2 protein-coding genes are annotated in these 2,181 nt (G+C 72.6%); both read left to right on the forward strand.

The features are described 5' to 3' along the window. A partial coding sequence (locus B7767_RS10255; RefSeq protein ID WP_256923388.1) for an SGNH/GDSL hydrolase family protein occupies nt 1-891 on the forward strand: 891 nt, incomplete at its 5' end. Nucleotides 892-906: 15 nt separating this feature from the next. Continuing rightward, nucleotides 907-1,884: an aldose epimerase family protein gene (locus B7767_RS10260; RefSeq protein ID WP_085571919.1), complete on the forward strand. Its 978-nt coding sequence runs from the start codon at nt 907-909 to the stop codon at nt 1,882-1,884. Nucleotides 1,885-2,181: the final 297 nt, after the last annotated feature.

Here is a 2,181-nt window from a genome sequence, read left to right on the forward strand (position 1 = left end):
CCGCCCCGCCGTTCACGGGCGGCCGTGCTCGCCGTGGTGGCGGCCGTCGCGCTGGGCGCGGCGGGCTGCGACGCCGACGGCGGCTCCCCCGCCCCGTCGGGCACGGCGGCGGAGAAGGAGCGGCCGTCCCCGAAGCCCACGCCCGTGTGGGACACCAGCCCTCGGTCGGTGGCCGCCGTGGGGGACTCGATCACGCGCGGCTTCGACGCGTGCGCGGTGCTGACGGACTGCCCCGAGGTGTCGTGGGCGACGGGCGGCAGCGAGGAGGTCGACAGTCTCGCCGTACGGCTGCTGGGGCGGGCGGGTGCGGCGGAGCGGAGCTGGAACTACGCGGTGACCGGGGCCCGGATGGCGGACCTGCCGGAGCAGATGGCGCGGGCGGTGCGGCGGAGCCCGGAGCTGGTGGCGGTGATGGCCGGGGCGAACGACGCCTGCCGGGAGACGACGTCGGCGATGACGCCTGTGGACGACTTCCGGGCCGACTTCCAGGAGGCCATGCGCACGCTGCGCGAGGCGCTGCCCAAGGCGCAGGTGTACGTGGCGAGCGTGCCGGACCTGAAGCGGCTCTGGTCGCAGGGGCGGACCAACCCGCTGGGCAAGCAGGTGTGGAAGCTGGGCATCTGCCCGTCGATGCTGGGCGACGCGGACGCGCTGGACGCGGCGGCGACGCTGCGGCGCGAGACGGTGCAGAACCGGGTGGAGGACTACAACGAGGTGCTGGAGGAGGTCTGCGCGAAGGACCGCCGCTGCCGTTTCGACGGTGGCGCGGTGTACGAGTACCGTTTCGGCACCGACGAGCTGAGCCGCTGGGACTGGTTCCATCCCAGCGTCGAGGGGCAGGCCGAGCTGGCCGGGATCGCGTACCGGACGGTCACGGCGAAGCAGCCGTGACTTATTGTTCCGCACATGAACGAACTCTTCGGCACACTTCCCGACGGCACGCCGGTGCACCGCTGGACCCTGGAACGGGCGGGCGTACGGGTGCGGATCCTGTCCTACGGCGGGATCGTGCAGGACGTCGAGGTGCCGGACCGGGACGGGCGGACCGGGAACGTGGTGCTGGGATTCTCCGACCTGGACGGCTACCTCCGGTACCCGGAACCCTTCCTGGGCGCCCTGATCGGCCGGTACGCCAACCGGATCGCGGGCGCCCGCTTCTCCCTGGCGGGGCGCGACCACACGCTCGCCGCGAACAACGGGCCGAACTCGCTGCACGGCGGTGAGCGGGGCTTCGACAAGCGGGTGTGGGACGCGAGCCCGGTCGAGCACGGCCTGCGGCTGTCCCTGGTCAGCGAGGACGGCGAGGAGGGCTTCCCGGGCCGTCTGGAGGTCTCCGTGACGTACACGCTGGACGAGCGGGGCGCGCTGGGGATCGCGTACGAGGCGGTGACGGACGCGCCGACGCACGTGAACCTGACGAACCACTCGTACTGGAACCTGGCCGGCGCCGGCTCCGGCAGCGCGGCCGGGCACGAGCTGCGGCTGGCGGCCTCCCGCTACACCCCGTCCGACGCGGACCTGATCCCGAGCGGTGAGCTCGCCGACGTCTCCGGGACCCGGTTCGACTTCCGTGAGGCGCGGAAGGCGGGCACCGGGTACGACGACAACTTCGTGCTCGACAAGGGGGTGACGGCGGCCGCCGAGGAGGTCGCCGAGCTGTACGACCCGGCGTCGGGCCGGGTGCTGACGGTGGCGACCACCGAGCCCGGCATGCAGCTCTACACCTCGGACCACATCGGGGAGCCCTTCACCCCCGGTGACGGCATCGCGCTGGAGACCCAGCACTTCCCGGACTCCCCGAACCGTCCGGAGTTCCCGAGCACGGCCCTGAAGCCGGGCGAGGTGTTCCGGTCGGAGACGGTGTACGGGTTCGGCGTGCGGTAGGGCCTGCCCGGCCTCCGCCCACACATAAGCCCCGGTCCGGGGTCAGGGTCCCGGACCGGGGCTGCTCATGTGGGTGCTTCCCGGATCAGACGTTAACCGCTGTGGTGGGATCGCGGTCCCCGATCAGCATGCCCGCTTGAATCCCGTACGAAGCCTTCACATATGACCGCGATGCGGTGGGGTGGGGCGGGGTTGCGCTGCTCGGTGTGCTTTACGGGGTGCTCCGGCGTGGGGGTGGGCCGGGGGTGGGTGCGCGTGACCCGGTGTTCTGTGGGCGCCCTGCGTGGGTGTGGGCCG

Source organism: Streptomyces sp. 13-12-16 (genome assembly GCF_002114215.1).
Classification (GTDB): domain Bacteria; phylum Actinomycetota; class Actinomycetes; order Streptomycetales; family Streptomycetaceae; genus Streptomyces.